Below are 26,427 nucleotides of genomic sequence, written 5' to 3'. Positions count from 1 at the left end.
CGCTGAGTTGGGGAAAAGCTGCGTCACCATGCCTGAACTCTTCGCATCTGCCTTGTTTACGCCTATGAATTGGGCACGTCCATGAATGTGGCAGCAATGGCAGACGCTCACACGCCCCTGATCGAAGCGAGGGGTATCGTCAAGATCTTCGGCGCGCTGAGAGCGAATGACGGCATCGATCTCAAGATCATGCCGCATGAGATTCATGCCCTGCTGGGCGAGAACGGCGCCGGCAAGTCGACCTTCGTCAAGATTCTCTATGGTTTGCTTCAGCCCAATGAGGGGCAGCTCTTTTGGGAGGGCCAGCCGATCCAGCTGCCGCGCCCTGCGGCCGCCCGCGCCATCGGCATCGGCATGGTGTTCCAGCATTTCTCGCTGTTCGACAATCTCAGCGTGGCGGAGAATGTCGCCCTGGCCCAGCCGCCGGGCACGAAATTGCGGGATGTCGAGGAGGGCATCGCGGCGGTGTCGGCCGCCTATGGCCTGCCGCTGGAGCCGCGCCGGCCGGTGCATACGCTCTCGGTCGGGGAGCGGCAGCGCATCGAGATCGTGCGCTGCCTGATGCAGAATCCCAAGCTGCTCATTCTCGACGAGCCGACCTCGGTGCTGACGCCGCAGGAGGCCGACCAGCTCTTCCTCACCCTCGAACGCATCACCGGCGAGGGCAGGGCGGTGCTCTATATTTCCCATCGGCTCGAAGAGGTGAAGCGCCTGTGCCAGACGGCGACCGTGCTGCGCCACGGCAAGCGGGTGGCGACCTGCGACCCGCGGAAGGAAACCGCTGCCAGCCTGGCCCGCATGATGGTGGGTGCCGACGTCGCCATGGTCGAGCATGGGCGCCTGGCCAACCGCGACGGGGCCGTGCGCCTAGCGCTAAAGGGACTCGACCTGCCGGCCGAAGACCTGCATGGCACGGCGCTGAAGGACGTCACGCTGAACGCCCGGGGCGGCGAGATTCTCGCCATTGCCGGCGTGGCGGGGAATGGTCAGAGCGAACTCTTCGCGGCCATCTCCGGCGAGCGCACGGTGGGACCCGAGGCGGTTGCGATCGACGGCAAGCCGGTGGGGGCGCTTGGCGTCACCGAGCGCCGGCGCCTGCGCGCCGCCTTCGTGCCGGAAGAGCGTCTCGGCCATGCGGCGGCGCCGCGCATGACGCTCTCGCAAAATGCATTGCTGACGGGCCACGCCGCCAATGGCCTGGTGTCCTACGGCATGGTCGATATGCGCAAAGCCTCGGCCGAAGCGGCGAGGATCTCCGGCACGTTCGACGTGCGCAAAGGCAAGCCCGATCCCGAGGCCGGCTCGCTCTCCGGCGGAAACCTGCAGAAATTCGTGGTGGGCCGCGAAATGTTGCGCGAACCCGGCGTGCTGGTGGTGAACCAGCCGACCTGGGGCGTGGATGCCGGCGCTGCCGCGCTGATCCGGCAGGCCCTGATCGACCTGTCGCGGCGCGGTGCTGCGGTGGTGGTGATCAGCCAGGATCTCGACGAGATCTTCGAGGTGGCCGACCATATCGCGGTCATCCATCACGGCCGCCTGTCGGCGCCGGAGCCCGTGTCGGCCATGAGTCTGGAGAGGATCGGGCTGCTGATGGGGGGCGCCGATCATGCGGATTGAACTCGAAAAGCGGGCCGAGCGCTCCATTAGCATGGCCCTGGTCTCGCCGCTCATCGCGATCCTGCTCACGGTGGTTTCGGCGGCCCTGATCTTCGCGCTCTACGGCAAGCCGCCGGGTGAGGCGCTCTATGTCTATTTCATCAAGCCGCTGACGGGCCTGCGTACCGCCCAGGAACTGGTGGTGCGCGCCACGCCCCTGGTGATGATCGCGGTCGGCCTCTCGCTCTGCTACATCTCCAACAATTGGAACATCGGCGCCGAAGGCCAATACATCATCGGCGCCACGGTGGGGGGCGGCATCGCCCTGCTGTTCCAGGGCCAGACGCCCTTCTATGCCGTGCCGCTCATCCTCATCGGCGGCATCGTCGGCGGCGCGCTCTGGGCCCTGATCCCGGCGATCCTGAAGATACGGTTCAACACCAACGAAATCCTGACCAGCCTGATGCTGGTCTATATCGCCGACAAGATCCTCGATTATTGCGTGCGCGGCCCCTGGCGCGACCCGGCCGGCCTGAACTTCCCGCTCACCGCCAATTTCGACAATACGCTGCCGGCCTTGTTCCGGCGCAGCCCGATCCATCTCGATTCCATCTTCGCGCTGCTGGTGGTGGCTGCCGCCGCCGTGCTGCTGTGGCGCGGCCTCAAGGGCTTCGAGATCCGCCTTCTCGGCCAGGCGCCGCGCGCGGCCCTGTTCGCGGGTTTTTCGCCCAGGAAGATGACCCTGTTCGTCTTTGCGGTGTCGGGCGCCCTTGCCGGTCTCGCGGGCATCAGCGTGGCCGACGGCACGATGGGCCTCCTGCAGCTTCCCTTCGCCAGCGGCTACGGCTTCACCGCCATCATCGTCGCCTTTCTCGGACGGCTCAACCCGGTGGGCATCCTGTTGTCGGGCCTGTTGCTGGCGCTGTCCTATCTCGGCGGCGAGGCGGCCCAGATCTCGCTCAAGGTGCCGATTGGCATCACCAGCGTGATCCAAGGGCTGCTGCTGTTCTACGTGCTCGCCTGCGACACGCTCATCCTCTATCGCATTCGCTTCGTGCGCGGCGCAGTCAAGGTGGCCTGATGAACCTCACCGAAGCGATCATCCTCACCATCATCACATCTTCGACGCCCTTCGTGCTCGCCGGTATCGGCGAACTGGTCGTCGAGCGCTCCGGCGTGCTCAATCTTGGGGTCGAAGGCATGATGATCATGGGCACGGTCTCGGGCTTTGCCATCGCCTACACGACCGGCAGCGCGCCGCTCGGCTTTCTTGCCGCAATTGTCGCCGGCATGGTCTTCGCGGCGCTCTTCGCCTTCATGACACTGGGCCTCGCCGCCAACCAGGTCGCCTCCGGCCTGGCTCTGACCATTCTCGGCCTCGGCCTGTCCGATCTCCTCGGCACCGGCTTCGTCGGGCTCAACCGGGCCAAGATCCCGTCGCTCGACATTCCCGGCCTGACCGACATCCCGGTGATCGGGCCGATCCTGTTCGGCCAGGATGCCCTGGTCTATCTGTCGATCGCTTTGGTGGCCGCCGTCTGGTGGTTCCTCTATCGCAGCCGCGGCGGCCTGATCCTGCGGGCCGTCGGCGAAAACCACGTCTCGGCGCATGCGCTGGGCTATCCCGTCAGGCTGATCCGCTTCGGGGCCGTGCTGTTCGGCGGAGCCTGCGCCGGCCTCGGCGGGGCCTATCTCTCCCTGGCCGACACGCCCTTCTGGGGGACGGGCATGACGGCCGGCCGCGGCTGGATCGCGCTGGCCCTGGTGGTGTTCGCGTCCTGGCGACCCGGGCGGCTCTTGCTGGGCGCCTATTTCTTCGGGGCCATCTGGATCGGCAATCTGCACATGCAGGCACTGGGCGGCTCGCTGCCGCACTGGCTGGTCTGGCCCCCGCAATTCTGGACCGGCCTGCCCTACCTTGCCACGGTGATCGTCCTGGTGATGATCTCGGCCGGCAAGGGGCGGCGTGGCGTGGCGCCGGGTTCACTCGGCACCGCCTTCGTGCCCGATCGCTGATTTCCGTTTCCGCCGGGCATGGGCCATGGCCCGGCGTTTCGATCCGTATGGCCCGCCATGAGGGGAAACTCGATGAAAAAAACGATATTGGCAGCCCTGGCCGTCTGCGGCCTCATGGCCGCTGCCGGGGTGACTTCGGCCGGTGCCGAGGAGAAGCTCAAGGTGGGCTTCATCTATGTCGGCCCGGTCGGCGATTTCGGCTGGTCCTACCAGCACGATGTCGGGCGCAAGGCGCTGGTGAAGGCGCTCGGCGACAAGGTCGAGACCACTTATGTCGAGAGCGTGCAGGAAGGGCCCGATGCCCAGCGCGCCATCGAGAATCTCGCTGATTCCGGCCACAAGCTGATCTTTACCACCTCCTTCGGCTTCATGGATCCTACCATCAAGGCCGCCAAGAACTTTCCGGACGTGAAGTTTGAACATGCCACCGGCTTCAAGCGGGCCGAGAATGTCTCGACCTATGCCGGGCGCTTCTATGAAGGGCGCTATATCGAGGGCGTGATCGCCGGCAAGATGTCGAAGAGCGGTATCGTCGGCTATGTCGCGCCGTTCCCGATCCCCGAAGTGATCTCGGGCATCAATTCCTTCATGCGGGGTGCCCAATCCGTGCGGCCGGACATGAAGATCAAGATCGTCTGGACCTCGAGCTGGTATGATCCCGGCAAGGAAGCGGACGCTTCCAAGGCGCTGATCGCGCAGGGAGCCGACATCCTGGCGACCCATACCGACAGCCCCGCCGCCACCCAGGCCGCGGCCGAGAAGGGCATCAACTCCTTCGGCCAGGACTCGGACATGATCGCCTTCGGGCCGAAGACCCAGCTCACCGCCATCATCAATCACTGGGACGATTACTATATCGAGCGTGCCAAGGCCGTGCTGGACGGGAGCTGGAAGTCGGAAGACACCTGGGAGGGGCTCGACAAGGGCATGGTGAAGATGGCGCCCTATACCAACATGCCCGAGGATGTGAAGAAGCTGGCCGAGGAGACCGAGGCGGGACTCAAATCCGGCAAGATCCATCCCTTCACCTGCCCCGTCGTGAACCAGAAGGGCGAGACGGTGGAATGCAAGGGCGGTGACAAGCTCGATGCCTCCCAGATCCTCGGCATGAACTGGTACGTCAAGGGCATCGACGACAAGTTCCCGAACTGATCGGCTGTCGCGCGGACAGGCACCGATGCTTGATCGCGCATAATGGCCCACGACTTTCCGGTTCCCGTGCCCAAGAAAGGGGACCGGAGCGGCTTTTTCTGTTAGGGACTGGCTGACCTTTCGGAATGCCGCGCAGACGAGGCCGACACACTCCATGCCATTTGACCGTTCCAGGCTCGAAGCCGTCCGCCGTCCCCTGTCCTTGCTGTCGAGGGAGCCGATGCGATGATCGAACGGGCGATGGCATTGGGGCGCGAGGCCGAAGGCATGATCCGCGTCCTGGCGACGATCAGTGCCGAGGAGGGGCGCCTGACGCGCCTCTATCTCACCTCCGAGCACCGCCAGGCAGCGGACCTGGTAGGCCGCTGGATGACGGAAGCAGGATTGGAGGTCAGCGAAGACACGCTCGGCACAGTGCGGGGACGTCTCGCCCCGCTGCCCGCGATGCGCAACGCCGTGCAGCGGCTATTGATCGGTTCGCATATCGATACGGTGATCGATGCTGGCGCCTATGACGGGACCTTCGGCGTCATCGCCGGCATCCTGGCGACGCGCGAGATCATCCGCAAGCATGGCGCCATGCCCTTCGGCATCGACGTCCTGGCCTTCGGCGACGAGGAGGGCTCCCGTTTCCCGACGACGTTGCTCGGCTCACAATCCGTGGCCGGGCGCTTCGATCCCGCCGCTCTGCAGATCGAATCCAGCGATGGCGTCAAGCTGGCTGACGCCTTGCGGCTCTATGGCAAGGATCCGGACACCATTGCCCCCGCGGCCTACGAGCCCGGCGAAGCGGCGGCCTATGTCGAGGTCCATATCGAGCAGGGACCGGTATTGGAGGAGGCCGGCGAGGGGCTCGGCGTCGTGACGGCAATCGCCAGCCAGGGCCGTTATTCGGTGACGGTCGTCGGCGAAGCCGGGCATGCCGGCACTGTCCCGATGGCGCTGAGGCGAGACGCCTTTTCGGCCTGTGCCGAGATGGCGCTCGCACTGGAAAGCCTCGCCCGGAGCCACGCCGACGACTTCATGGTCGGCACCATCGGCAAGTTGAACCTGTCGCCCGGCGCCTCCAACGTCATTCCCGCCCGCATCGTCTTCACCGTCGATCTGCGCTCGCAGAGCGATGTCAGGCGGGTGGAAGCGATGAATGTCCTGCGTGCGGAGTTCCTCGCCATCGCCGAACGGCGCGGTGTCTCGGTCTGGATCGAGCAGACCCATGAAGCCAAGGCCGAGCCCTGCGATCCCTCGCTTCAAGCCGGTTTTGCCGCTGCGATCACCGCCCAGGGCGGCAAGGCCATCCACTTGCCGTCGGGAGCCGGCCATGACGCCCAGTCGCTGGCGGCCCTCTGCCCGATCGGCATGCTGTTCGTGCGCTGCCGCGGCGGCATCAGCCATAATCCCGCGGAGTTCACCTCCATTCGCGACATGGGACTGGCCGTGACGGCCCTGATCGATTTCATCGAGAAGTTCGATCCGGCCGAGGCGACCCGTGGCTGAAAAGGAGGCTTCTTCGTTCGCATGCTACGAAGGCGCCGATATGCCCTTTCAGAATTAGGATGCCGGTCTTCATCGCCTCACATCGGCTATGTATATCGCTCTCGGGCCTGAATAGAATGATCAGATCGTTCGGCATTTGATTGCACGGACGAGAATGGTGCGGTGGTTTCAGGTCCAGATTGGTCATGGCCGGGCCTGAGCCGGCTATCCAGAAGCCGCGCGAAGAGCCGGGTTGCCGGGGCAAGCCCGCTCCTGGCGAAGGTCGCGCAAACTCGAAGACGCTTAGGCGAACTGAATTAGGCTCGGCTCGATTCTTCCGTCCGGCGGCCGTAGACGTCGTTTTGCCACTCTGCGCTTTGCCGTTTCGATGGTGTAGAAGCACACCCCTGGGGAGGGGACTTTGCAGGAAAATCCAAGCAGCGCGGCAGCAGGAGCCGCACCATCGACATCGCAGACGGGCCTCGCCTTGCTCATGCTCATATGCTCGATGGTTTCGGTGCAGCTCGGCGCGGCCCTGGCGCATCCCGCCATGGCGGCCTACGGTCCTTTCGCCACCACCTGGGGGCGTCTGGCCTGGGCGGCGATCATTCTGGGCGTCATCGTCCGGCCCGACCTTCGCCGCTATCGCAGCCGGGAGATCCTGACGGCCCTGGCGCTCGGCGCAACCATCGCGATGATGACGCTCTTCTTCTTCGTGGCGATCACCCGTGTGCCGCTGGGCCTGGTGGTTGCCATCGAGTTCCTCGGGCCGCTGGGCGTGGCGGCTCTCGGCTTTGCCCGCAGCTGGCGCCTGATCTGGCTGGTGCTGGCCTTTGCCGGCGTTCTCCTGCTGGTGCGAAACCAGGCAGGCTGGAGCGTCGACATGCTCGGCTTCATGTTTGCGATCGCAGCCGGGACCGGCTGGGCCGCCTATATCCTTTTGAGCAAGCGGATCGGCAAGGTCTTCAAGGGATTGGAAGGGCTGGCGATCTCGTTCGCCGCGGCCGCCCTGATATCGACGCCCTTCGGCTTGTACGAAACCGGTTTTGCGCTTCCCGGCGGTCTCGCCGTGCAGACCGTCGGCCTTGCCGTCCTGACGCCGCTGCTGCCCTATGCCCTCGAAATGATGGCTCTGCGGCGCCTGTCCTCGGCCACCTTCGGGATCTTGATGAGCGCCGAGCCCGGTATCGGTGCGCTCGCCGGATATCTCGTCCTGCACGAGCCGCTCAGCCTACAGCAGATCGGCGGTATCGCGCTGGTGATGATCGCCAGCGCCGGCGCGGTCATCAGCGCGCGGGAGTAGAGGACGGCACTCACACCAACCAGCATAAAGATTGAATCACCGTCTTCGCTCGCAATGATGCGGCCTTTATGACCCCTGGTATTGCAGGCCTGCGAAGCGTGCGAGGAAGGCGCGCAGTCGCTCGTTCGGCTGCTCGCCGAAGACGAGCGCGGGCGGAGCGTCGATCACGATCTTGCCCTGGTCGGTGAAGACGACCCGGTCCGCGACCTCCCGGGCGAAAGCCATTTCATGGGTGACCAGGATCATGGTGCGTCCCTCGGTGGCCAATTCACGCACGACGCCGAGGACCTCCCCGACAAGTTCGGGATCGAGAGCGGAGGTGATCTCGTCGAGGAGCAGCACCTTGGGCTCCATCGCCACGGCGCGGGCAATGCCGACGCGCTGCTGCTGTCCGCCGGAAAGCTGTCCCGGCATGGCATCGACCTTCGCCGACAGGCCGACGCGGCCGAGCCATTTCTCGGCAATGCTCCTCGCCTCGGCCTTGCTCTTGCCGCGCGACTTGACCAGGCCCAGCATGATGTTCTGGGCTGCCGTCAAATGCGGAAACAGGTTGAACTGCTGGAACACCATGGCGGCGTCGACGCGGATGTGGGCGAGTTCGCGCTCGCTGCGCCGCCGCCGCTTGCCGTTCGTTTCGCTGAAGCCGACCTCGACCCCGTCGATGCGGACGGAGCCCCCGTCATATTCCTCCAGGAAGTTGATGCAGCGCAGCAGGGTGGTCTTGCCGCTGCCGGACGGGCCGATGATGGCGATGACCTGGCCCTTCTGAACGGAAAGGTCGACGCCTTTCAGCACCTGCAGGGCTCCAAAGGATTTGGTGAGATTGGCAATCTCGATCACCGGCTGCGTCGCGGCGTTGGGCATGGGGCTTCCGATCAGACGAAGCGCTTTTCGAGCCTGCGGCTCAAAGCGGAGAGCGGGAAGTTGATGGCGAAATAGAGCAGGGCACCCAGCACATAGAGGGGCAGGGCGACATGGGTACGGCCTATCACCTGCTGCAGCGAGAGCAGCAGGTCGACGATACCGAGCAGGGATACGAGCGAGGAGCCCTTCACCGTGTCGACCACGCTGTTGATGAAGGGCGGCAGGAAGCGCCTGACGGCCTGGGGCGCGAGGACATAGACGAAGCGATCGAAGAGGCCGAGGCCGATCGACTGGGCTGCTTCCGTCTGTCCTTTCGGAATGGCCTGGAACGCCCCGCGCGTGATCTCGACGATCTGGGCCGATTTGAAGGCAGTGAGCGCCACGATCGCCGCCAGCAGGCTGGGCAGATTGATGCGCAACGCCGGCAGGCCATAATAGATGAAATAGAGCAGCACCAGGATCGGCACGCCGCGGACAAAATCGGCATAGAGCCGGATCGGCAGCCGTGCCCAGGCCGGTCCGAAGACCAGCGCGCAGCCGAGTGGAATGCCGATCAGCAGGGAAATCACGACCACGGCCGCAGAGACGAAGAGCGTGGTCCACAGGCCGCCGAGCAGGAAGGGGAGCGTTTCGAGCATCATGGACATGGTGTCACCGGCTGATGGCATAGCGCCGCTCTGCCAGCCTCAGCAGCAGCAGGATGGCGTAGCTGGTCACGAGGTAGATCGGCGTGGCGAGCAGATAGACTTCAACGGTGCGGAAGGTCTGTGTCTCGATCCAGCGCATGCCATAGGCGAGTTCGGGCACGGCGATGGCGGAGGCGATCGAGGTGTCCTTGAACAGGGAGACATAGGTGTTCGACAGCGAAGGCAGGGCGATGCGCAGCGCCGTCGGCAGGCGAATGTGCCAGAGCACGCCGAACGGCGTCAGTCCGATGCTCTTGCCCGCTTCGATCAGGCCTTTGGGCACGGCCTCGAGGCCCGCCCGCAAGACTTCGACGAGATAGGCGCCGGAATAGACGGCGAGCGTGGCCACGAAGGAGGTCGTCGCCTCATATTGCAGGTCGATGGCGCTGGGGATGCCGTAGAAGACCAGATAGACCAGCAACAGCAGCGGCACGTTGCGGACGAATTCGACATAGAAGCGGATCAGGGGACGGGCCCATCGGGGCCCGTCGAGCTGGACCAAGGCGAGGATCAGTCCGATGAGCATGCCGATCGCAATGGTCGCGGCCGCCAGTTCGACACTCAGCAGCAGCCCCTCGAAGAGCTTGGCCGAATAGCGCCAAACGATGGCGAAGTTGAAGTGATAATGCATCATGCCGGAGATCCAGCCGTCCTGCGCTATGGCCCCTCGCATCGCCGGTGAGGTTCGGCACCGAAGTGGGCCGGCGATGCTGTCGGGAGTTTGCCGGAATAAGCGGGGTCTAGAAGGTCGGCAGCCCGGGTTTGCGGGCCGGCGGCGTCAGGCCGAAATAATCGCGCAGCGCCGCATCATAGATCTCGTTCTGGTGGCCATGGATCGCCACGCCGAAGGTGGTGTTGACGAAATGGAGCCAGTCCGGGTCGCCCTGGCGCACCGCCGCTCCGTAGAGCATGGCGTTCCAGGATTTGCCGGCGTCGAAATATTTGTCGGGATGACGCTTGGCGAGCCACCAGACGTTGGAAAGATCGACGGCGGCGGCGTCGACGCGCTTTGAATCCAGGGCAAGTACCACGTTGGGCTGGCTGTCGAGCTGCATCACCGTCGCCTCGGGCAGCACTTTCTTCACCGTTTCCTCGGCGTCGACGTTCTGCAGGATGGAGATGCGGGCGCCGGACCCGGCCTTGAGGAGGTCGTCGAAGGTCTTCTTGTCGCTGTCTGGGCGCGTCAGCAAGGCGACGCCCTCGACGTAATAGGGGCGCGAATAGGCGACGAGCTGGGCCCGGGCCGGCGAGATCGTCATGAACTGGATGACGACGTCGACCTTGCCGGTATTGATGTTGGGAACGCGCTGGGCAGCGTCCTGCCGCACGAACTCGATCTTGCTGGCGTCGTCGAACAGGCCCTTGGCGAGGATCTTCGCCATGGCGATGTCCATGCCGGTGAGTTCGCCCTTCTCGTCCTCGAAATGCCAGGGCGCATTGGTGGAACCGGTGCCGACGATCAGGTGACCGCGATCGAGCACGGTGCGGAGCAGGCTGTCGGACGAGGCTTGCGCGGCTGCCTGCCGGGCGGAGCCGACGACGCTGGCGAGGGCGAGGCCGCCGAGCAAGCCGCCCTTGACCAGATTCCGTCTGGTTTCGGCGAAGTCTTCCATAGTGCTGAACTCCCCATCATCTGGATGCTATATTACATTATTATGTTATATTAGGCATAGTTATGGTATTAATGGCATCCAGGGGTGTCAAGACGGATGTGGCCAGGTGGGAACGGAGTCGCCTGGTTTTGGTGGGAAGGAAACGGCGTAAAAAAAGCCCCGCACCGGGGAGGTGCAGGGCCTGGGCGCCTGTCTGTCGCCGACGTCTCAGGGCTTGGGCGCCGGTTTTATTGGGCCGTCGAGCGCAGTCATGATCTGCCAGGCCGCCTTGATCCGATCCGGAATGGGATAGTTCTTGTTGGCCAGGATCACGATGCCGATGCCCCTGGCGGGCACATAGGCGACATAGCCTCCAAAGCCGCTGGTGGAGCCGGTCTTGTTGAACAGCATGTCACGCCGTGCCGGCTGGGGCGGCACGAGCTTGTGCGCCTGGTGCGGCTCGAGGGCCATCTTGGCCGAGTTTCCGGCGAGCAGCCGCTCGAGCGTCGTCGGATAGCCATACATTTCCCATCCGAGTCCCTGCTGCATCACGCCGATCTTGTAATAGCCCGTTTGCGTTGCAGCGATGGCGCGCTGGAGCGATTCATCCAGCCGGGAACCGTTCATATTGGCTTCGACGAAGCGGATGAGGTCGGCTGCGGTTGTCTTGATGCCATAGGCTTCGGCATCCATGGGCCCCGGCGATACCCGGATGGGCTTGTTGTTCTTGCTATTGCCCCAGGCATAGTCGGCCATTCGTTCCTGCGGCACCCTGACATAGGTATTGGAGAGACCGAGCAGGGGCAGCAGCTCCGCCTGCATGAGGTCATCGAAGGGCTTGCCCATGGCCTGAGCGGCGAGATAGCCGAACAGGCCGATGCTCGGATTGGAATAGAGCCGGTGGGTGCCGGGCGCGTAAGCCGGGTGCCATGCCTTGTAATAGGCAAGCATCTTGGCATCGTCGGTGACCTCGTCCGGAAACTGTAGGGGCAGGCCGCCGGCCGTGTAGGTGGCAAGGTCGAGCAGGCTGGCATTTTCGAGACTGCTGCCGGCGAGAGCCGGCAATCTCTGTCCCGCCCTGTCGGACAGGGAGAAGGCGCCGCGGACCTGGCCATAGGCGGCGAGGGTAGCGGTGAAGGTCTTGCTGATCGAGCCGACCTCGAAAAGCGTGGCGTCGGTGACCTTCTGTCCGTTTTCCTTCGAGGCGAGGCCGTAATTGAAGACGAATTGCTTGCCGCCGACGACGATGGCGACGGCTATGCCGGGAATTTTATCCCGCTCCATCAACGGCTTGATGGCGGCGTCGACGACCTCTTCCAGATGGCTCCGTTCTGGGGGCGTCTGGGCCGAAACCGGTGAGCCGGCAGTCATGGAAACTGCGAGAGCCGATGCGGCGATCATCCCCGTCGGACATCCGAGTTTCAGATTGGCTCGCAATGTCGACGACATCATTCCCAACTCCATTTCGCGATGTTGTCCCGGGGAGACAGGTCTCGTCGGCACTCCGCCGCATCATCGACCACCGCCCGCTCGACACCGGATAGGAGCAAATCCGGCTCCCGCCAAACGATGAATATTTGGCGGTGACATGAGAAAATCTTGGCCTTTGGATAAGGCAGCGCGGCGTTGCCGCCCATCCCGTGGCTGTCGGATATAAGTTTGTCTCTTGTGATTGAGGCGGAAGACGCCGCCGGACCGCGGCAGTGAAGCGGTCTGGGACGAACCCGACTGTCGGCGATCGGGTTCGTAAAGTCGGTGTTGCTGTTGTCGGTCGCGCCCGGATTTCCGGATCGCCGGTCCTCAGACGGCGATGCCGTGCAGGTCGTAGGCGTCCGAGCGCTCGATCTTCACCGTGACGATGTCGCCCACGCGCAGCGGGCGGCGGCTGGCGACATAGACGGCACCGTCGATCTCCGGTGCGTCGGCCATGGAACGGCCCCTGGCGACGGTCGGCCCCGTTTCGTCGATGATCACCTGCAGGCGCTTGCCGACCTTGTTCTTCAGCTTTCGGATCGAGATCTGCTGCTGGGTTTCCATGAAGCGGCGGTGACGCTGCTTCTTCACCTCGTCCGGCACCGGCATCAGGCCGAGATCATTGGCGGTGGCGCCGGCGACCGGCTCATACTCGAAACAGCCGACCCGGTCGAGCTGGGCTTCCCGCAACCAGTCGAGCAGGAGCTCGAAATCCTCGTCGGTCTCGCCCGGGAAGCCGACGATGAAGGTCGAGCGCAGGGTGATGTCGGGGCAGATCTCGCGCCATTTATGGATGCGTTCCAGCACCTTTTCCTGGTTGCCGGGGCGACGCATCGCCTTCAGCACCGTTGGGGAGGCATGCTGGAAGGGGATGTCGAGATAGGGCAGGATCTTGCGTTCGGCCATCAGCGGGATGACGTCGTCGACATGCGGGTAGGGGTAGACATAATGCATGCGCACCCAGACCCCGAGTTCGCCGAGGGCCTTGGAGAGATCGTAGAATTTCGCCTTCAGCGGCTCGCCCTGCCAGGGGCTCTCGGCATAGCGGATGTCGACGCCATAAGCCGAGGTGTCCTGGCTGATGACGAGCAATTCCTTGACGCCGGCCTTCACCAGCTTCTCGGCCTCGCGCATCACATCGGCGGCCGGGCGGGAGACGAGATCGCCGCGCAGCTTGGGGATGATGCAGAAGCTGCAGCGATTGTTGCAACCCTCTGAAATCTTTAAGTAAGCATAGTGGCGTGGCGTGAGCTTGAGACCCTGCGGCGGCACCAGGTCCGTGAAGGGGTCATGAGCCGGCGGCGCCGCCTTGTGCACGGCCTCGACCACCGTCTCATATTGCTGCGGGCCGGTGACGGCGAAGACGTTGGGGAACTTCTCCAGGATCGGATCGGGCTCGGCGCCCATGCACCCGGTGACGATCACCTTGCCGTTCTCGGCCATCGCGTCGCCGATGGCTCCGAGAGATTCCGCCTTGGCCGAATCGAGAAAACCGCAGGTATTCACGATGACGAGATCCGCGCCCTTGTGGTTGCGGGTGATGCCGTAGCCCTCCGCCCTCAGTTGGGTAAGGATGCGCTCGGAATCGACCAGGGCCTTGGGGCAGCCCAGCGAGACATAGGAGACCGTCGGGGCCGTCTTGCCCTCGGCCGTCTCTTGCGCTGCTTCGATCACCGCCATGTCCGCTTTCTTTCCGTCTGTCTCATGAAACGCGTTCCTTTGCGCCAAGACGGGTCGGAATGCAATTGCGGAGTGAGCATGGCAGGCAATCGAGCCTGCTCTTCAGGCAGACCGGAAACATCCCGTTTGCCGCGAAGAAGAGCCGGGTCCCAAGGCCTATCCACGGGATTGTGATTGGTCTGACTTTCTCCTTGACAATCCAATCTGCTTTGAAAAATAGTCAGATGTCAGACCAATTTTTGAATCATCATCCGGAAGCCGCATTTGAGCACGCCGTCTCTCCAGGGACTTGCTCCGCTGCCATCCGCCGACCGGGCGGATGACGTCATGCGTGCGATCGGCACCTTCATAGCCACCTCCGGCATCAAACCTGGCGAGCGGCTGCCGACCGAACGGCAGCTGATGCAGACCCTGGCGGTCGGCCGTTCCACGGTGCGGGAAGTCATCCGCAAGCTGCAGGCCCTGGGGGTGGTGGAATCCCGCAAGGGCAGCGGTACCTATCTCAAGCGGGTGTTCTCGGCCGACGCCATCCACATGCCGCTGGTGATCGATACTGCCTTGCTGCGCGACCGCCTGCTGCAGACGCTGGAGGTTCGGCGCGGGCTCGAAACCGAGGTGAGCGCGCTCGCCGCCCTCAGGGCGACCCCTGACGACATCGCCGTCATCGAGGCCAAGCTCGACATCATGGAGGCGGTGCATCTGGAAAAGGGAACCTCCGGCCCCGAGGACCTCGCTTTCCATCTGGCCATCTACGACGCCAGCCACAATCCCCTGTTCGGCCAGCTCCTGGAACAAATGCGCGGTGCCTTCGAGAGTTTCTTCGACGAACCGTTCGACCGCCCCGATTTTGCCCGCCGCTCCTTTCGTTTCCATCGCGAGCTCTTCGACGCCATCGTCCGGCGCGATCCAGAAACGGCACGTTTGAAGACGCTCGCCATTCTCGAAATTGTCGAAGAAGACATCAAGGACATGTCCAAATGACCGACCATCGGATGACGCAGGCATTGGCCGATTTCGACCATGCCAGCCTCGTCGTCGCCCATGACGATGCCCACGCCTTCGAGGCTGTGGTGCCGCCGATCGTGCAGACGTCGCTGTTCACCTTCTCCAGCTTCGAGGAGATGGCGGCGACCTATCGCGGCGAGCAGTCGCGCCCCGTCTATACCCGTGTCACCAATCCGACCACGCGCCTTTTCGAGGAGAAGATCGCCGAACTCGAACACACCGAGGATGCCATCGGCTTTGCCAGCGGCATGGGCGCGATTTCCTCCAGTGTGCTCGCTTTCCTCGAGCCGGGCGATCGCATCGTGTGCGTGCGACATGTCTATCCCGACGCCTATCGCCTGTTCGAGACGCTGCTGAAACGCTGGAAGGTCGAGACCGTCTATGTCGACGGCCGTGACGCCGAGGCCGTCGCCGCGGCACTGCCCGGCGCCAGGCTCTTCTACATGGAGAGCCCGAACAGCTGGATGATGGAGACGCAGGACATTCCCGCGCTCACGGCCTTGGCCCGCCAGCACGGCGTCATCACCATCCTCGACAACAGCTGGGCCTCGCCGGTCTTCCAGCAGCCGGTGCGCCTCGGCGTCGACCTCGTGGTGCACTCGGCTTCCAAATATATCGGTGGCCATTCGGACGTGGTTGCCGGCGTGGTAGCAGGGCGCAAGGAACTCGTCGACATCATCCGCCGCACCATCACACCCTATCTCGGCGCCAAGCTGGCGCCGTTCGAAGCCTGGCTGCTGCTCAGGGGGCTGCGCACCTTGCCGACGCGCATGAAGGCGCATGAGGCGGCAGGCCTGGCCATCGCGCGCAAGCTCGGCGAGCTACCGGAAGTGGTGGCAGTCTACCATCCGGGTCTCGGCAACAGCCTGCCGCCCGGGCTGAGCGGCACCTCCGGCCTGTTCTCCTTCGAACTCGACGACAGCATCGACATTCCCGCCTTCTGCAATGCCCTCAAGCTGTTCAAGATCGGCGTGAGCTGGGGCGGGCATGAAAGCCTGGTGGTGCCGGCATTGGTTACGCGTGGCCAGAATGCGGGTCCTAACTCGGCGCTGGATTTCGGGGTTTCGGAGCGCATCGTGCGCTTCCATGTCGGCCTGGAAGGCACGGACGCGCTATGGGCCGATGTCACGCAGGCGCTGGCTGCGGCCAAGAGATAGCCGGTGCGCCGACGCCGCCCATTGGACGAGCGTTCGGGTTCTGGCTGGGACGTAGGGTGCAAATAACAAGAGAGGGGAATCTCAATGTTCAAGAAACTGTTGCTGGCCGCGACGGCCTCGTTGGCCCTGGCCTTGCCGGCTTTGGCCGACACCACGCTCAAGCTGACGGAAGTCATCACCAGTCCTGAGCGCACCCAGACGCTCAAGGAGATCGTCAAGAAGTTCGAGGACGCCAATCCGGGCGTGAAGGTGGAGATCACCTCGCTGCCCTGGGGCCAGGCCTTCGAGAAGTTCGCCACCATGGTCTCGGCCGGCGATACGCCGGATGTGGTCGAGATGCCTGACCGGTGGCAGTCGCTCTACGCCAATAATGGCATGCTCGAAAATCTCGAGCCCTATCTGGCCAAATGGGAGCACACCAAGGAACTGAACGACCGCGCACTCGAAATGGGGCGCTATGTCAACAACACCGCCTACGCGCTGCCCTATGGCTTCTATCTGCGCGCGATGTTCTACAACAAGAAGCTGTTCAAGGAAGCCGGCGTCGACGGTCCGCCCAAGACGATGGACGAGTTCGTCGAGGCGGCCAAGAAGGTTTCCGCCCTTCCGGGCAAGTTCGGCTATTGCCTGCGCGGCGGTCCCGGCGGCCTCAATGGCTGGATGATGATGGGCGCCAACATGGCGGGAGACGGTACCTTCTTCAAGCCTGACGGCACCTCGACCATGGCCGATCCCGGCTGGATCAAGGGCGTCACCGTGCTGGTCGATCTCTACAAGAACGGCTATGCGCCCAAGGATAGCGTGAACTGGGGCTTCAACGAGATCGTCACCGGCTTCTATTCCGGCACCTGCGCCATGCTCGACCAGGATCCCGATGCCCTGATCGCCGTGGCCGACAAGATGAACAAGGACGATTACGACGTCGCCCCCATGCCCAAGGGGCCGGCCGGCAAGACCTTCCCGACCATCGGCTATGCCTCCTGGTCGATGTTCGCCAATTCCGAGAACAAGGAACTGGCCTGGAAGCTGATCGCCGCCCTCGATGGCCCGGAAGGCAACATCGCCTGGAACAAGAAGACGGGCGCGTTGCCGATCTACAAGTCCGCCGCCAACGATCCCTTCTATGCCGACCCCAAGTTCAAGGGCTGGTTCGCCGAGCTCGGCGATTCCAATGTCTCGCCGCTGGTGATGCCGACCTATCTGGAGGAGTTCGCCTTCTTCGCCGACTCCATCGCGGTCAAGACCACGCAGCAGGCGCTGCTGGGCCAGCTCACCCCCGAGCAACTCGCCGGGCAGTGGGCGGACTATTTGACCAAGGCCCAGCAGAAGTTTCTGGCGAAGAAGAAGTAGTCATTCCGTAGGCTCCGCGCGTGTTCCTTCTCCCCTTGCGGGAGAAGGTGGCACGAAGTGCCGGATGAGGGGAGGCACGCGACCTCTTCAGGGGCGCCGCCACCCCTCATCCGCCTGCCGGCACCTTTTCCCGCAAGGGGAGGAGGGAATGGTTCGGCACGCCCGGCTGCCTTCTCCGTCCCCAGCCCATTCCCGATCGGATACCGAATGGCTTTGGCAGAACTTTCCATTCCGACCAGGCGGCGCGGCCGAAGCGCCTGGCTGGCGTTCGAACCCTGGCTCTATGCAGCGCCTTCGGTGATCCTGATCGTGGCGATCATGCTGGTGCCTCTGGCCATCGGCATGTCCTACGCCTTCCGCGATATCCAACTCCTGAAACCCTTTGGCGGCGGCTTTGTCGGGCTCGATCATTTCCACACCATGTGGGGCGATGCCAATTTCTGGAACGCCCTTTCCAATACGGTGCTGTGGACGGTGGTCTCGGTCGCCCTGCAATTCATTCTCGGCCTGATCCTGGCCCTCCTGCTCAACCGGCCCTTCCCGGGGCGAGGCGTGGTGCAGGCACTGGTGTTCCTGCCCTGGGCCGTGCCGAGCTTTCTCTCCGGCCTCAACTGGGCCTGGATGTTCAATCCCATCGTCGGTCCGGTGCCGCACTGGCTCTCCGGCCTCGGCCTGATGGCGGCGCCCGACAACATTCTCTCCAGCCCGACCCATGCCATCTGGGGCCCGATCGTCGCCAATGTCTGGTGGGGCTTTCCGTTCTTCGCCATCACACTGCTCGCCGCCCTGCAGTCGATCCCGCAGGACATCTATGAGGCGGCCGAGATCGATGGCGCCGGGCCGCTCAAGCGCTTTACCTCGATCACCGTGCCGTTCCTGGCACCGACGATCGCCATCACCGTGCTGCTGCGCGCGGTCTGGATCGCCAATTCCGCCGACCTCATCGTGGTGATGACGCGCGGCGGGCCGGCCGACTCGACCCAGATCATCGCCAGCTACATCTACACGCAGGCCTATATGCGCCTCGATTTCGGCTATGCCTCGGCGATTTCGATGGTGCTGCTGGTGCTGCTGCTTGCCTATGCCGCCACGCTGATCGCGCTCAGGCAAATGCTGATCCGGAGGGCCTGACCATGCGCCGTTCCACCCGCCGTTCGGCCTATTGGGTCTTTCATTACACCCTGATCGGGCTGTTCCTGCTCTTCGCCCTGTTCCCACTTTACTGGGTATTCAAGGTCTCGGTCACGCCCAATGATCTGCTCTACAGCGAAGGGGTGAAGCTGTGGCCTTCGCGCTTCGGTTTCGATCATTATGCCTCGGTGATCACCCACACCGATTTCCCGCTGTTCTTCCGCAACAGCGTGATCATCTCGGGCTTTACCGCGCTGTTCACCACGCTGCTGGCGGCTGGCGCCGGCTACAGCTTTTCGCGCTTCGTCTATCGCGGCAAATTCTGGCTGGTCGGACTGATGCTGGTCACCCAGATGTTTCCGCTGGTGATGATCATCGCGCCGATCTTCAAGCTGTTCCAGCCGCTCGGCCTCAACAACAGCCTGACCGGCCTGATCATCATCTATACCGCCTATAACGTGCCGTTCGCCGCCTTCCTGATGCAGTCCTTCTTCGATGGCATTCCGAAGGATCTGGAGGAGGCGGCGATGATCGACGGCGCCACCCGTTTCGGGGCGCTGCGCCAGATCATCCTGCCCTTGACCATGCCCGGCATCGCCGCCACCCTCGGCTTCGTCTTCACCGCCGCCTGGAGCGAACTGCTCTTTGCCCTGATGCTCAACACCAAGGACAGCGTCATCACCTTCCCGGTGGGGCTGCTCAACTTCGTATCGAAGTTCGCGGTGGATTTCGGGCAGATGATGGCGGCCGGCGTGCTCGCGCTCATCCCCGTCTGCATCTTCTTCTTCCTGATCCAGCGCTATCTGGTCCAGGGCCTCACGGCCGGCGCCGTGAAAGGCTGAAAGGGTTTTTCCGATGGCCAATATCGAAGTCAAAGCCGTCCGCAAGAACTACGGCGCATTGCCCATCCTCAAGGGCATCGACCTTACGATCGCCTCGGGCGAGTTCGTGGTGCTGGTCGGGCCTTCCGGCTGCGGCAAGTCGACCTTGCTGCGTCTCATCGCCGGGCTTGAGGACACCAGCCAAGGCCAGATCCTCATCGACGGCGCCACGGTGAACGACCTGCCGCCGAAGGATCGCGACATCGCCATGGTGTTCCAATCCTACGCGCTCTATCCGCATATGAGCGTGCGCGACAATATGAGCTACGCGCTCAAGCTGCGGAAGAAAGCGGCCGATTTCATCGCGGACGCCGTGACCAAGGCCGGCACCAAGCTTGGCTTGGAAGCCTTGCAGGACCGCAAGCCACGGCAATTGTCGGGCGGGCAGCGCCAGCGTGTCGCCATGGGCCGGGCCATCGTGCGCAACCCCAAGGCCTTCCTGTTCGACGAGCCTTTGTCCAACCTCGACGCCCGCCTGCGAGAGCAGATGCGTTTCGAGATCCGCAAGCTGCACCGCGATCTCGGAGCGACCTCGATCTACGTCACCCATGACCAGATCGAAGCGATGACCATGGCCGATCGCATCGTCGCCATGAACGGGGGTGTGATCCAGCAGGTCGGCGCGCCGCTCGAACTCTATGACGATCCCGCCAACATGTTCGTGGCCGGCTTCATCGGCTCACCGGCAATGAACTTCCTCGATGCGCAGGCGCAGCCGGGAGAGGGCGGCACCACCCTGCGCGTCGGCGACACGGTGCTTGTCGTCCTGCCAGGCCAGCGCTTGCCCGGGAAGATCGTCGTCGGCATTCGTCCGGAGCGCGCGGTGCTCTCGCCGGAGGGCAACGTGCCGGCCCGCGTCGATCTGGTCGAGCCGACGGGGCTCGGCACGGTGGCGCATCTGGAGATCGGCGGGCAGGGACTGAAGCTGTTCACGACGGAGCGCCCCGCCTTGACGGCTGGCGAGATCGTGAAGCTGGCGATCGCCCCCGGCGATCTGCGCCTGTTCGACCCGGCAAGCGGAGAACGCATCAGGCTGATCTGATGTCTGGGCCGCAATGACCGAGGCGTACGCTCCTGCCGGCAAATATGTCATCCGTGCGCGCTGCAATGCGCGAGGTGACACGATGTATTCCGCGATCATGTTGGCTTTCAGCAGGCAGGGGCTGGCCAAGCCGGCATCGCCCGTGACAAAAGAGACGCTGAATTCCGTTCAGCTCCGCATGACGCGTTCCCGTAACCGGGTGGCTGCATGCCTTTTTCTTTTGTGAGATTTGATGTCCCGCATTGCAACGAGGGGCGAGACGGCTCATGAGCCCGCGGCCTCGGGCTGGATTACCCTGCTGATCGCGGCGGCCTGTGGCCTCATCGCCGCGAATATCTATTATGCCCAGCCTCTGGTCGGCTTGATCAGCGCCGATCTCGGCATGTCTCCCGGCGCGGCCGGGCTGATCGTGACGATGACGCAGATCGGCTACGGTGCCGGCTTGCTGTTCCTGGTGCCGCTCGGCGATCTGATCGAGAACCGCAAGCTCATTCTCTGGGTTATGGGACTGGCGGTGATCGCTCTGGCAGGGGCCATGCTCGCCCGCGACAGCCTGCAGTTCCTGGTCTCGGCCTTGCTGATCGGGCTCGGTTCCGTGGCGGTGCAGATCCTCGTACCCTTTGCCGCGCATCTCGCGCCCGAGGCCAGGCGGGGCAGGGTCGTCGGCAATGTAATGAGCGGGCTGATGGTCGGCATCATGCTGGCCCGCCCGGTATCGAGCCTGATCACCTATTTCAGTTCGTGGCACATGGTGTTTCTTGTCTCCATCGTTGCCATGCTGGTGCTGGGCGCGGTATTGGCCCGCGCCCTGCCGAAACGCCAGCCGCCGCCGGCCCCATCCTACGGCAGGCTCCTGCTCTCGATGGCGACCTTGATGCGCACCACGCCGATCCTGCGCCGGCGCGCACTCTATCAGGCCTGCATGTTCGGCGCCTTCAGCGTGTTCTGGACCTGCACGCCGCTGCTGCTGGCGAGTCCCGCCTTCGGCATGACGCAATCGGGCATCGCGCTGTTCGCGCTGGCCGGGGCGGCAGGCGCGGTGGCGGCCCCGATCGCCGGACGGGTCGCCGACCGCGGCTGGGTACGTCCGGCTTCGGCCTTCGCCATGACGCTCGGCGCCGTCAGCTTCCTGCTCACCCATCTGGCCGAGCCGGGATCGAACCTGTCCCTCGGCCTTTTGGTCACTGCCGCGATCGTGCTCGATTTCGGCGTCTCAGCCAATGTCGTGCTCGGCCAGCGCCTGATCTACAGTCTGGGAGCGGAATATCGCAGCCGCCTCAACGGCGTCTATATGGCGACCTTCTTCGCGGGCGGTGCCCTCGGCTCCGCTCTGGGAGGCTGGTCCTACGCCCATGGCGGCTGGACGGCGACGTCCTGGCTCGGCTTTGCCCTGCCGGTGCTTGCATTGCTCTATTTCGCGACGGAAAAGAAGGCATCAACCAGCCCGGGAATCAGGACCTGACATGAGTGTGACGATCTACGGCATCAAGACCTGCGATACCATGAAGAAGGCGCGGACCTGGCTCGAGAGCCATGGCAAGGCCTATGCCTTTCACGATTACCGGGCCGAGGGCATCGATCGCGCGCATCTGAATGCCTGGGCGGACAAGGTCGGCTGGGAAACGCTGCTCAACAAAACCAGCACCACCTTCCGCGCCTTGCCTGAGGGCGACAGGCAGGGCATCGACCGGGCCAAGGCGATCGACCTCATGCTGGCCGAGCCGACCATGATCAAAAGACCCGTACTTGATCTCGGCAACGGCAAGCTGCTGGTCGGCTTCAAGCCGGATAGCTATGCCGCCGCGATGGCTTGATGGGGACAGGGCGGGCGGTGTGTTAACCTGACGGACAAGAGCGCTTATGCTGGTGTGCCGATCTCCAGATCGGCATTCTGGGTAGCGATATGTCTGTCGAAAAGATGCCGATCTGGAGATCGGCACACCAATTCTGATGACTTGGATTGACCCCTATGAACAAGCGGCGATGACGATCTGGCCTACATCTCGATCAGGCTGGTGAAGCCGCCGAAGATCATACGCTTGCCGTCGAAGGGCGCGTTCGCCATGCTGCCCTCCAGGCGGGGATCGGCCATCACCTTGGCCATGACGGCGTCGCGCTCCTCGCGCGAGCGATAGGTCACCCAGGAGAAGATGACGACCTCGTCCTCCTTGGCCTGGACGGCGCGCGGAAAGGACGTGACTTCGCCGTAGGGCACATCGTCACCGACGCATTCGACATAGCTGAGCGCGCCATGTTCCATCCACACCTGGCCGCCGAGACGCGCCATTTCCTTATAGGCCTCGAGATTTTGCTTGGGTACGGCGAGAACGAAACCGTCGACATAGGTCATTTTTCAGCTTCCTCCTGTTTCGATCTCCCCAAGGACGATCGGCATTCGGCCAAGCCGACAGCCCTGGCGAGATTTTGTCGTGTGAGGAGCCGGTCGCGTCAGGATTGCTTCTGAAAACGCTTGATCAGCCTTTCACGTTTCAGGCGCGATAGACGCTGGATCCAGAAAATGCCGTCGAGCTGGTCGATTTCGTGCTGCAGGCAGATGGCGAGCAGGCCATCGGCTTCCTCCGTCTCCTCCGCCCCGTTGAGTGTCTGAAAGGCCACACGCACCCGGGCCGGCCGTTCGATCGTCTCGGTTACGCCGGGCATCGAAACGCTGCCTTCGGTATGCTGCTGGCTTTCCTCGGACGACCACAGTATGCGCGGATTGACATAGACGCGCACCCTGTTCTCGCCGGGCAGTTCGAGGACCGTGAGCCGTTTGGCAATGCCGAGATGAGGCGCTGTGATGCCGATTCCCGACGCGGCGCGCATGGTGTCGAGCAGATCCCGGACGAGGGCGGCGAGGTGGGTGTCAAAGGCGGTGACAGGGGCCGCAGGGAGGCGCAGGCGCGGATCGGGAAAGCGCAGAATCGGTTGAACGGGCATATCGGAAATTAGCTCACCTCGGCCTGGACATCACGCCCGGCGACGCTTGGGTTTGGGCGGCGCCGCCTCCTCGCCATGGGAGAGGTCCTCGAGGATCGGGCAGTTGGGCCGGCTGTCGCCGTGGCAATTATGGACGAGGTGACGCAGGGTTTTCGCCATTTCCTCGATCTCGCGCGCCTTGCGTTCGAGCTCTGTGATGTGCGCCGCGGCGATACGCTTGACGTCGGCGCTCGCCCGGCTGCGATCGCTCCAAAGGGCAAGCAGGGTTTCCATCTGCTCGACCGAAAAGCCGAGATCGCGGCTGCGCCGGATGAAACGCAGCGTGTGGATGTCACTGTCGCCATAGACCCGGTAGCCGGCTTCGGTGCGGGCCACGTTCGGCACCAGTCCGATGGATTCGTAATAGCGGATCATCTTGGCTGAAACGCCGGAGGCTGCGGATGCTTCACCGATATTCATGCGGTTCTTCCTGTCGGTCTTTTCCACGAAATCCCTACCGCGACCTTCGAATCGCGATGAGGTTTTTTCTATATTCCTTTGAATTAATTAGATAATTTAACGTATTTCTTTCCGCTCGCCCGTGCTGCGGAATCCGCGGGGTGGAAACCCCTGAGCCTGAGCGCGTTGGTCACCACAAAGACGCTCGAGAGCGCCATGGCGCCGGCCGCCAGCATCGGCGAGAGCAGGGTGCCGTTGACGGCGTAGAGGGCGCCGGCGGCGACAGGGATCAGCGCAATGTTGTAGGCGAAGGCCCAGAACAGGTTCTGGGCGATATTGCGCATGGTCGCCCGCGACAGTCCTATGGCTTTGACGACGCCGTTGGGATCGCCCGCCATCAGCACCACGGCCGCGCTTTCGATGGCGACGTCGGTGCCCGTGCCGATGGCGATGCCGACATCGGCAGTGGCGAGGGCAGGCGCATCGTTGATGCCGTCGCCGACAAAGGCGATCTTGCGGCTATCGGCGGCAAGGCGCTTCACCGTCTGGGCCTTGCCGTCAGGCAGCACATCGGCCTCGACGGTTTCGATCCCGAGCCTTGCCGCTATCGCTTGCGCCGTCTGCCGGCTATCGCCTGTTACCATCGCGACCTCGATGCCGAGTGCCTTGAGGGCGGCGACGGCCGCCTTGGCCGTGGGTTTGATCGGATCGGCGACGGCGACAACCGCGGCGATCCTGCCGTCGACGACCGCGAAAAGCGGCGTCTTGGCCTGTGCGCCGAGAGTATGCGCCCGGGCGGAAAGCCTTCCGGCATCGATGCCCTGTTCCGCCATCCAGCGTGCCGAGCCGATCGAGATCTTCCGGCCGTCGACCTGGGCGGAGGCGCCGCGTCCCGGGATCGCCTCGAAACCGGTGGCCGCGGGGATGTCGATATTACGATCGCGGGCAGCCTCGACGATCGCAGTGGCAAGCGGATGTTCCGAGCGCGCCTCCACCGAAGCCAGCAAGGCGAGGGCCTCGTTCTCCGAAAAGCCGGGGGCGGTTTCGATGTCGGTGACGGCGGGTTTGCCCTGGGTGAGGGTGCCTGTTTTGTCGAAGGCGACGATCCCGACGTCACGCAGGCTCTGCAGGGCATCGCCGCGCCGGAAGAGCACGCCGAGTTCCGCCGCGCGCCCGGTCGCCACCATGATCGAGGTGGGGGTGGCCAGGCCCATGGCGCACGGGCAGGCGATGATCAATACGGCAACCGCATTGACGAGCGCGAAGGTGAGGGCGGGGCTCGGGCCAAGCAGCAGCCAGGCGATGAAGGTCAGCGCCGCGATGGCGATGACGGCCGGCACGAACCAGGCCGTCACTTTGTCGACCAGCGCCTGGATCGGCAGCTTGGCGCCCTGGGCCGCCTCGACCATGCGGATGATCTGGGCGAGGACGGTCTGCGAGCCCACCTTGGTTGCCCGGAAGGAGAAACTGCCCGTCTTGTTGAGGGTGCCCCCGATGACTTCGTCACCGATGCCCTTGGTAACCGGTATCGCCTCGCCGGAGAGCATCGACTCGTCCACGTAGGAGGAACCTTCGACGATTTCGCCGTCGACGGCGATCTTCTCGCCGGGACGGACCCGGATGATGTCTCCCGGCCGGAGCTCGGCGATCGGTACCTCGGTCTCCGAGCCATCGCGCAGCCGCAGGGCCGTCTTGGCCTGCAGACCGGCCAGTTTGCGGATCGCCTCGCTGGTCTCGCCCTTGGCGCGTGCCTCGAGATAGCGGCCGAGCAGGATCAGCGTGACGATGACGCCGGCAGCCTCGAAATAGACATAGGCCGTGCCCTCCGGCAGGGCTGCGGGCAGGAAGGTCGCGACCACCGAAAACAGCCAGGCGGCGCCGGCGCCGAGCGAGACCAGCGCGTTCATGTCCGGAGCGCCGCGCAGCAGGGCAGGAATGCCCCTGACGAAGAAGCGCAGGCCCGGCCCGAACAGCACCAAGCTGATCAGCACGAATTGCGCGTACCAGTTCCACTGGCCCCAATTCATCTGAATGACGTGGTGGAGCGCCGGTACCAGATGCCCACCCATCTCGACCAGAAAAACCGGCGCGGTCAGCAGGGCGGCAAGCACGAGATCACGGCGTAGCGTGGCGATCTCCGCCTTGCGGGCCGTGCGCTCGGGGTCTTCCGCACGGTCTTCCTCGACCACATGGGCGCCATAACCCGCGCTGGCAATGGCGGCCAGCACGGGCGGCAAATTGGCCGGCCCCTCGAAGGCGACCTGAGCCCGTTCGGTGGCGAGGTTGACGGCCGCCTGCACGACACCCGGCGCGGCAGCGATGGCTTTCTCAACGCGGCGGACGCAGGACGCGCAGGTCATGCCCTCGATGACGATATCGAATGTTGCGGAGCTCGAAGTCGAAGGCATGGGGCAATCCCTTTCCAGGTCATTGCCGAGATAGGTAAACCTTCCAGTCATGGCAAGGTCAAGGGACCTTTGGAGCGCCGAGTATCAGTCCGCTTTTCTGCTTTGCAGGCGTGGTGTTCCAAGAGCGGACGGGACGTCCGCAGTTCCAGTCGCTGCGTTTTCTGCATAATGCCAGCAAGGTTTGCATGGGAGATACATTGGCTGGGACCGCAGACGTCCCGTCCGCTCTGATAACCCATG

23 protein-coding genes and 1 pseudogene are annotated in these 26,427 nt (G+C 63.8%); 14 read left to right on the top strand and 10 right to left on the bottom strand.

The window, feature by feature from the left end; translation table 11 throughout:
* Positions 1-96: 96 nt before the first annotated feature.
* The 6 genes from C5L14_RS24275 to C5L14_RS24250 all read left to right on the top strand — a co-directional run bounded on the left by C5L14_RS24275 (position 97) and on the right by C5L14_RS24250 (position 7,540).
* Positions 97-1,617: an ABC transporter ATP-binding protein gene (locus tag C5L14_RS24275; RefSeq protein ID WP_245443546.1), complete on the top strand. Its 1,521-nt coding sequence runs from the start codon at positions 97-99 to the stop codon at positions 1,615-1,617.
* Positions 1,607-2,677, top strand: coding sequence for an ABC transporter permease (locus C5L14_RS24270; protein WP_105864639.1), 1,071 nt, complete (start codon positions 1,607-1,609; stop codon positions 2,675-2,677). The genes C5L14_RS24275 and C5L14_RS24270 overlap by 11 nt, the downstream gene beginning before the upstream one ends.
* Positions 2,677-3,612: an ABC transporter permease gene (locus tag C5L14_RS24265; protein ID WP_105864638.1), complete on the top strand. Its 936-nt coding sequence runs from the start codon at positions 2,677-2,679 to the stop codon at positions 3,610-3,612. Before C5L14_RS24270 ends, C5L14_RS24265 begins: the two co-directional genes overlap by 1 nt.
* A gap of 72 nt (positions 3,613-3,684) precedes the next feature.
* Positions 3,685-4,764: a BMP family ABC transporter substrate-binding protein gene (locus C5L14_RS24260; protein ID WP_105864637.1), complete on the top strand. Its 1,080-nt coding sequence runs from the start codon at positions 3,685-3,687 to the stop codon at positions 4,762-4,764.
* Between the two features lie 225 nt (positions 4,765-4,989).
* Positions 4,990-6,258: a M20 family metallo-hydrolase gene (locus C5L14_RS24255; protein ID WP_105864636.1), complete on the top strand. Its 1,269-nt coding sequence runs from the start codon at positions 4,990-4,992 to the stop codon at positions 6,256-6,258.
* Between the two features lie 472 nt (positions 6,259-6,730).
* Positions 6,731-7,540, top strand: a complete 810-nt coding sequence (locus tag C5L14_RS24250; protein ID WP_105864718.1) for an EamA family transporter — start codon at positions 6,731-6,733, stop codon at positions 7,538-7,540.
* Positions 7,541-7,606: 66 nt separating this feature from the next.
* Here the strand turns inward: C5L14_RS24250 and C5L14_RS24245 are convergent, their stop codons facing one another.
* The 6 genes from C5L14_RS24245 to rimO form a co-directional block, all read right to left on the bottom strand.
* Positions 7,607-8,404: an amino acid ABC transporter ATP-binding protein gene (locus C5L14_RS24245; protein WP_105864635.1), complete on the bottom strand. Its 798-nt coding sequence runs from the start codon at positions 8,402-8,404 to the stop codon at positions 7,607-7,609.
* Between the two features lie 11 nt (positions 8,405-8,415).
* Positions 8,416-9,051: an amino acid ABC transporter permease gene (locus C5L14_RS24240; RefSeq protein WP_105864634.1), complete on the bottom strand. Its 636-nt coding sequence runs from the start codon at positions 9,049-9,051 to the stop codon at positions 8,416-8,418.
* Between the two features lie 4 nt (positions 9,052-9,055).
* Positions 9,056-9,724: an amino acid ABC transporter permease gene (locus tag C5L14_RS24235; protein WP_245443545.1), complete on the bottom strand. Its 669-nt coding sequence runs from the start codon at positions 9,722-9,724 to the stop codon at positions 9,056-9,058.
* 106 nt (positions 9,725-9,830) lie between these two features.
* Positions 9,831-10,703 carry a transporter substrate-binding domain-containing protein gene (locus C5L14_RS24230; protein ID WP_105864633.1) on the bottom strand — a complete coding sequence of 291 codons (873 nt, stop codon included), beginning with the start codon at positions 10,701-10,703 and terminating at the stop codon, positions 9,831-9,833.
* A gap of 207 nt (positions 10,704-10,910) precedes the next feature.
* Positions 10,911-12,053 carry a class C beta-lactamase gene (ampC, locus tag C5L14_RS24225; protein WP_245443543.1) on the bottom strand — a complete coding sequence of 381 codons (1,143 nt, stop codon included), beginning with the start codon at positions 12,051-12,053 and terminating at the stop codon, positions 10,911-10,913.
* Positions 12,054-12,482: 429 nt separating this feature from the next.
* Positions 12,483-13,835, bottom strand: a complete 1,353-nt coding sequence (gene rimO, locus C5L14_RS24220; RefSeq protein WP_105864631.1) for a 30S ribosomal protein S12 methylthiotransferase RimO — start codon at positions 13,833-13,835, stop codon at positions 12,483-12,485.
* A gap of 327 nt (positions 13,836-14,162) precedes the next feature.
* On the opposite strand from rimO, the gene C5L14_RS24215 reads away from it, so the two are divergent.
* The 8 genes from C5L14_RS24215 (at position 14,163) to C5L14_RS24175 (ending at position 22,215) form a co-directional block, all read left to right on the top strand.
* Positions 14,163-14,816: a FadR/GntR family transcriptional regulator gene (locus C5L14_RS24215; RefSeq protein WP_105864630.1), complete on the top strand. Its 654-nt coding sequence runs from the start codon at positions 14,163-14,165 to the stop codon at positions 14,814-14,816.
* Positions 14,817-14,827: 11 nt separating this feature from the next.
* Positions 14,828-15,997, top strand: a complete 1,170-nt coding sequence (locus tag C5L14_RS24210; RefSeq protein ID WP_105864716.1) for a PLP-dependent transferase — start codon at positions 14,828-14,830, stop codon at positions 15,995-15,997.
* A gap of 84 nt (positions 15,998-16,081) precedes the next feature.
* Positions 16,082-17,347 carry an ABC transporter substrate-binding protein gene (locus C5L14_RS24205; RefSeq protein WP_105864629.1) on the top strand — a complete coding sequence of 422 codons (1,266 nt, stop codon included), beginning with the start codon at positions 16,082-16,084 and terminating at the stop codon, positions 17,345-17,347.
* A gap of 207 nt (positions 17,348-17,554) precedes the next feature.
* Positions 17,555-18,478: a carbohydrate ABC transporter permease gene (locus tag C5L14_RS24200; protein WP_105864628.1), complete on the top strand. Its 924-nt coding sequence runs from the start codon at positions 17,555-17,557 to the stop codon at positions 18,476-18,478.
* Between the two features lie 2 nt (positions 18,479-18,480).
* The gene (locus C5L14_RS24195; protein ID WP_105864627.1) at positions 18,481-19,320 is read left to right on the top strand and encodes a carbohydrate ABC transporter permease; all 840 of its coding nucleotides are present in this window, start codon (positions 18,481-18,483) and stop codon (positions 19,318-19,320) included.
* 13 nt (positions 19,321-19,333) lie between these two features.
* The gene (locus C5L14_RS24190; protein ID WP_105864626.1) at positions 19,334-20,401 is read left to right on the top strand and encodes an ABC transporter ATP-binding protein; all 1,068 of its coding nucleotides are present in this window, start codon (positions 19,334-19,336) and stop codon (positions 20,399-20,401) included.
* A gap of 232 nt (positions 20,402-20,633) precedes the next feature.
* Positions 20,634-21,863 (top strand): MFS transporter, encoded by a 1,230-nt coding sequence (locus C5L14_RS24180; protein WP_105864624.1) that lies wholly within the window; start codon positions 20,634-20,636, stop codon positions 21,861-21,863.
* A 1-nt stretch (position 21,864) separates the two neighbouring features.
* A complete protein-coding gene (locus tag C5L14_RS24175) occupies positions 21,865-22,215 on the top strand; it encodes an ArsC family reductase (protein ID WP_105864623.1) in 351 nt (116 codons plus the stop codon).
* A gap of 182 nt (positions 22,216-22,397) precedes the next feature.
* On the opposite strand, the gene C5L14_RS24170 is transcribed toward C5L14_RS24175, so the two are convergent.
* The 4 genes and pseudogenes from C5L14_RS24170 to C5L14_RS24155 all read right to left on the bottom strand — a co-directional run.
* Positions 22,398-22,751, bottom strand: a complete 354-nt coding sequence (locus C5L14_RS24170; RefSeq protein WP_105864622.1) for a DUF1428 domain-containing protein — start codon at positions 22,749-22,751, stop codon at positions 22,398-22,400.
* Positions 22,752-22,849: 98 nt separating this feature from the next.
* Positions 22,850-23,341 (bottom strand): peptide deformylase, encoded by a 492-nt coding sequence (locus C5L14_RS24165; protein WP_105864621.1) that lies wholly within the window; start codon positions 23,339-23,341, stop codon positions 22,850-22,852.
* A gap of 30 nt (positions 23,342-23,371) precedes the next feature.
* Positions 23,372-23,800 carry a Cu(I)-responsive transcriptional regulator gene (gene cueR / locus C5L14_RS24160; protein WP_105864620.1) on the bottom strand — a complete coding sequence of 143 codons (429 nt, stop codon included), beginning with the start codon at positions 23,798-23,800 and terminating at the stop codon, positions 23,372-23,374.
* Positions 23,801-23,883: 83 nt separating this feature from the next.
* Positions 23,884-26,169 (bottom strand): annotated as a pseudogene (locus tag C5L14_RS24155) (heavy metal translocating P-type ATPase); the annotation flags it as partial.
* Positions 26,170-26,427 lie beyond the last annotated feature (258 nt).

Source organism: Labrys okinawensis (assembly GCF_002982075.1).
GTDB classification, from domain to species: domain Bacteria; phylum Pseudomonadota; class Alphaproteobacteria; order Rhizobiales; family Labraceae; genus Labrys; species Labrys okinawensis_A.
This window is presented reverse-complemented; position numbering and strand designations above follow the sequence as displayed.

What these genes read in the sequence shown, in the direction of transcription:
- rimO (WP_105864631.1), bottom strand. Translation starts at nt 13,835, where the DNA reads ATGGCGGTGATCGAAGCAGCGCAAGAGACGGCCGAGGGCAAGACGGCC.
- C5L14_RS24195 (WP_105864627.1), top strand. Translation starts at nt 18,481, where the DNA reads ATGCGCCGTTCCACCCGCCGTTCGGCCTATTGGGTCTTTCATTACACC.
- C5L14_RS24245 (WP_105864635.1), bottom strand. Translation starts at nt 8,404, where the DNA reads ATGCCCAACGCCGCGACGCAGCCGGTGATCGAGATTGCCAATCTCACC.
- C5L14_RS24235 (WP_245443545.1), bottom strand. Translation starts at nt 9,724, where the DNA reads ATGATGCATTATCACTTCAACTTCGCCATCGTTTGGCGCTATTCGGCC.
- C5L14_RS24240 (WP_105864634.1), bottom strand. Translation starts at nt 9,051, where the DNA reads ATGTCCATGATGCTCGAAACGCTCCCCTTCCTGCTCGGCGGCCTGTGG.
- C5L14_RS24230 (WP_105864633.1), bottom strand. Translation starts at nt 10,703, where the DNA reads ATGGAAGACTTCGCCGAAACCAGACGGAATCTGGTCAAGGGCGGCTTG.
- C5L14_RS24265 (WP_105864638.1), top strand. Translation starts at nt 2,677, where the DNA reads ATGAACCTCACCGAAGCGATCATCCTCACCATCATCACATCTTCGACG.
- C5L14_RS24175 (WP_105864623.1), top strand. Translation starts at nt 21,865, where the DNA reads ATGAGTGTGACGATCTACGGCATCAAGACCTGCGATACCATGAAGAAG.
- C5L14_RS24275 (WP_245443546.1), top strand. Translation starts at nt 97, where the DNA reads ATGGCAGACGCTCACACGCCCCTGATCGAAGCGAGGGGTATCGTCAAG.
- C5L14_RS24255 (WP_105864636.1), top strand. Translation starts at nt 4,990, where the DNA reads ATGATCGAACGGGCGATGGCATTGGGGCGCGAGGCCGAAGGCATGATC.
- C5L14_RS24260 (WP_105864637.1), top strand. Translation starts at nt 3,685, where the DNA reads ATGAAAAAAACGATATTGGCAGCCCTGGCCGTCTGCGGCCTCATGGCC.
- C5L14_RS24200 (WP_105864628.1), top strand. Translation starts at nt 17,555, where the DNA reads ATGGCTTTGGCAGAACTTTCCATTCCGACCAGGCGGCGCGGCCGAAGC.
- C5L14_RS24250 (WP_105864718.1), top strand. Translation starts at nt 6,731, where the DNA reads ATGCTCATATGCTCGATGGTTTCGGTGCAGCTCGGCGCGGCCCTGGCG.
- C5L14_RS24180 (WP_105864624.1), top strand. Translation starts at nt 20,634, where the DNA reads ATGTCCCGCATTGCAACGAGGGGCGAGACGGCTCATGAGCCCGCGGCC.
- C5L14_RS24190 (WP_105864626.1), top strand. Translation starts at nt 19,334, where the DNA reads ATGGCCAATATCGAAGTCAAAGCCGTCCGCAAGAACTACGGCGCATTG.
- C5L14_RS24210 (WP_105864716.1), top strand. Translation starts at nt 14,828, where the DNA reads ATGACGCAGGCATTGGCCGATTTCGACCATGCCAGCCTCGTCGTCGCC.
- C5L14_RS24215 (WP_105864630.1), top strand. Translation starts at nt 14,163, where the DNA reads ATGCGTGCGATCGGCACCTTCATAGCCACCTCCGGCATCAAACCTGGC.
- C5L14_RS24205 (WP_105864629.1), top strand. Translation starts at nt 16,082, where the DNA reads ATGTTCAAGAAACTGTTGCTGGCCGCGACGGCCTCGTTGGCCCTGGCC.
- ampC (WP_245443543.1), bottom strand. Translation starts at nt 12,053, where the DNA reads ATGACTGCCGGCTCACCGGTTTCGGCCCAGACGCCCCCAGAACGGAGC.
- C5L14_RS24170 (WP_105864622.1), bottom strand. Translation starts at nt 22,751, where the DNA reads ATGACCTATGTCGACGGTTTCGTTCTCGCCGTACCCAAGCAAAATCTC.
- C5L14_RS24165 (WP_105864621.1), bottom strand. Translation starts at nt 23,341, where the DNA reads ATGCCCGTTCAACCGATTCTGCGCTTTCCCGATCCGCGCCTGCGCCTC.
- C5L14_RS24270 (WP_105864639.1), top strand. Translation starts at nt 1,607, where the DNA reads ATGCGGATTGAACTCGAAAAGCGGGCCGAGCGCTCCATTAGCATGGCC.
- cueR (WP_105864620.1), bottom strand. Translation starts at nt 23,800, where the DNA reads ATGAATATCGGTGAAGCATCCGCAGCCTCCGGCGTTTCAGCCAAGATG.